The organism is Arhodomonas sp. AD133 (genome assembly GCF_051195215.1).
Taxonomy (GTDB): Bacteria; Pseudomonadota; Gammaproteobacteria; order Nitrococcales; family Nitrococcaceae; genus Arhodomonas.
On sequence record NZ_JBNAZM010000118.1, the window covers coordinates 1 to 2,406 of the forward strand.

Here is a 2,406-nt window from a genome sequence, read left to right on the forward strand (position 1 = left end):
AGGCGTTTCGAAACCAAGAGTTTATCAAATTATGGCCTAAAAAATACTGAAAATGTTGTTGACGGTTTAAGAAAAGATATAGGTGACGTGATCGCGGAAATCGGCCCCAGCGCGCCATACGATGTCATAGAGCGTGAGCTGGATAAGATTCACATTGTGTTCCGAGGTGGCTCGGATGGCTCCGGCGCAATGTTGGATGCGATGGAGAAAGCGGGTAAGGAGGTATTGGACAGCCTTTACGATGTTACTGTTAGGAAAAAGTCCAAGGCGAAGCTGGAGCGTATGATTGATGCCGCGCGAAATTCTTCCGAGAAAACAATTCCTGAGGATGGTGATCTTGTTATTTTTCAGGGTAAGCGTGTGCCCTATGGTTCGTGACCACGGTTTTTGGTTTAAGTGAATTGAGAGGTGTAGTGGTGAATCAACTACGGCCACAGTCGATCAATTTGACTAATAGGAAACGTCTGGAAATTGACGGGTTGACGATGGGTTCAGTGCTCTATGAGTGTGGGTTCAACGTCATTGCTTTCTATCGCTATGCTGTGGCGTGTATTAGCCGATTGTCCGGTGAATTGCAGTGGGTCATTGGTCCCCGCGACGATCTGGAATCTATTGTGTATCCAGTTGATGATGATGTTGGGTTCGTTCTCCTAGATGGAGGAATTCAACGTGTCAATTTGGCCAATGGCGAAATGGAATATGCTGGCATTGGTTATGAAGTTCCTGTTTTGGTTACGCCAGATTATCTTTTTACGCTGAAAGTAGATGACGCGCTTCGCTGTCTGAACACTCGCACGCTGGAGTGTATCTGGGAGTTCAGCGGGCAGCACGCTGGACATAATGATCTCCGTGTGGGCGACGGTGTAGTCGTGCTGCAGGACTTGGAAGCGTTTCACGGGATTGATATAGAATCCGGTGATCTGCTTTGGGAGTTCAGAAGACTCTCGTGGCTGGAATCTCGTTATGCGGATAGGCTTGATAAACGCCGCAATCGACCTGGTGGCGTTTCTCCTTCAGAGGAACGCAGGGGGCCGCCATGTAAATTAGGTCCCGTTGTGGACGGAAAAGTTTTCCTCAGTTACGACTTTGGTCTAATGGTCGCCTTGGACGTTCGCACTGGCGAATCTTTATGGGAGACCTCGCTAAAATCACCAGTAACTGCCGCTTGGTTGCCAATGGCTCGTTATATGTGCTTGCGCGACGGTAAACTTTACTTCAATGACAACCAAGGAGCATTCGGGAAATCTGGCACACTGCACTGTTTGGATGCTGAAACAGGGCAGATTGAGTTTCAGCTCGACGAGCCTTTCACCCCGAGTGGCTGCGCCGGGTCGGTGATGATCGACAAGTATTTCGTCGGCGGGTCTCGCCACCACATCGCCGCCTATGACGTCGAAGCCCGGGAGTACGTGTGGCGCTACGAGCACAAGGAGGCGCCGATATTCAGCAGCCAGCCGGTGCGCGTTCCCGGCGGTTTTCTCATTGCGAGCGGCCGGACCCAGGAGCTGATTTGGTTCCAAAGCGACGATGACCAACAAGGAGCGGAGCAGGCATGAGCGTTCGCTGCCAGACCTTTTGCGTGGACTGCAACGTCGAGGCGCCGGAGATCGGCGACGGTGGCGTGTTCGGGACCCCGTCCCTGGCGGTGACCGCCATCCCCGACGACGATTGGGGCGGGACGGCCTATACGTTCGGTTGGCTCTACGACGGGCTGAGCGCGCTGGGGCTGCGGCCCTATGACATCGAGGCGTATCGCGCGTTCCTGCGGGAACACGACGGCCACGACGTGCGCCTGACCACCGACCATGACGACGATGAGCCCCCGTTGGACTGGGCGGCCTTGACCCGTTTCGAGTGGCCCCGTGACGGCTTTGTGCCGTGCTACTACGAGCTCGAGGAGCCGGTGACGGGCGCACGCTGCCGCACGGAGGTGGTCGACCTTTTGGTGCCCCTGGATGAGACGACGTTGACGCCGGCGGCGGTGGCACGCGCCGTTCACCGTCTGTTCGAAGATTCGGACGCGCTGGAAGGCGTGGCCAACGTCTCGCCTTTGCTTCATCCCGATGAAGAGCTGGGCCGTATTCAGGACTTCATCGAAGCGCACCAACAGACACCGCTGATCGCGCGCACGATAGAAGCGCGCTAAGCCCCACGCTGCATCGATGAACGCCAGCCGCCCACGACGGGGCGGTTGGTTCACCATTGACCACACGGACGTGCCATGTCGGCTTCAAGGACGATAGTAACCACACGTTGTGCCGCGGCAGTGCTCGCGCTGGTAGCGCTGGCGCTGCTGGCCATGGAGACGGCGAGCGCGCTGTACGCGCCCATCTCCGGGGGCCAGCGGGTGAAGGCCGGGGTGGTGGCCGCCCGGGGCACGATTACCGGTCCCAACGGCGCGCCCAT

Annotated in this window: 4 protein-coding genes; all 4 read left to right on the forward strand. The window is 56.6% G+C overall.

Features of this window, described 5'->3' with window-relative positions:
- Nucleotides 1-378 (forward strand): hypothetical protein (locus ACPEES_RS23150; RefSeq protein ID WP_435106826.1); only part of this gene is annotated, 378 nt, incomplete at its 5' end.
- Nucleotides 379-416: 38 nt separating this feature from the next.
- Nucleotides 417-1,556 (forward strand): outer membrane protein assembly factor BamB family protein, encoded by a 1,140-nt coding sequence (locus tag ACPEES_RS23155; RefSeq protein WP_435106827.1) that lies wholly within the window; start codon nt 417-419, stop codon nt 1,554-1,556.
- Entirely contained in the window at nt 1,553-2,146 is a 594-nt protein-coding gene (locus ACPEES_RS23160) for a hypothetical protein (RefSeq protein WP_435106828.1), read from the forward strand. The genes ACPEES_RS23155 and ACPEES_RS23160 overlap by 4 nt, the downstream gene beginning before the upstream one ends.
- Nucleotides 2,147-2,221: 75 nt before the next feature.
- Nucleotides 2,222-2,406 (forward strand): hypothetical protein (locus ACPEES_RS23165; protein ID WP_435106830.1); only part of this gene is annotated, 185 nt, incomplete at its 3' end.

What these genes read in the sequence shown, in the direction of transcription:
- ACPEES_RS23160 (WP_435106828.1), top strand. Translation starts at nt 1,553, where the DNA reads ATGAGCGTTCGCTGCCAGACCTTTTGCGTGGACTGCAACGTCGAGGCG.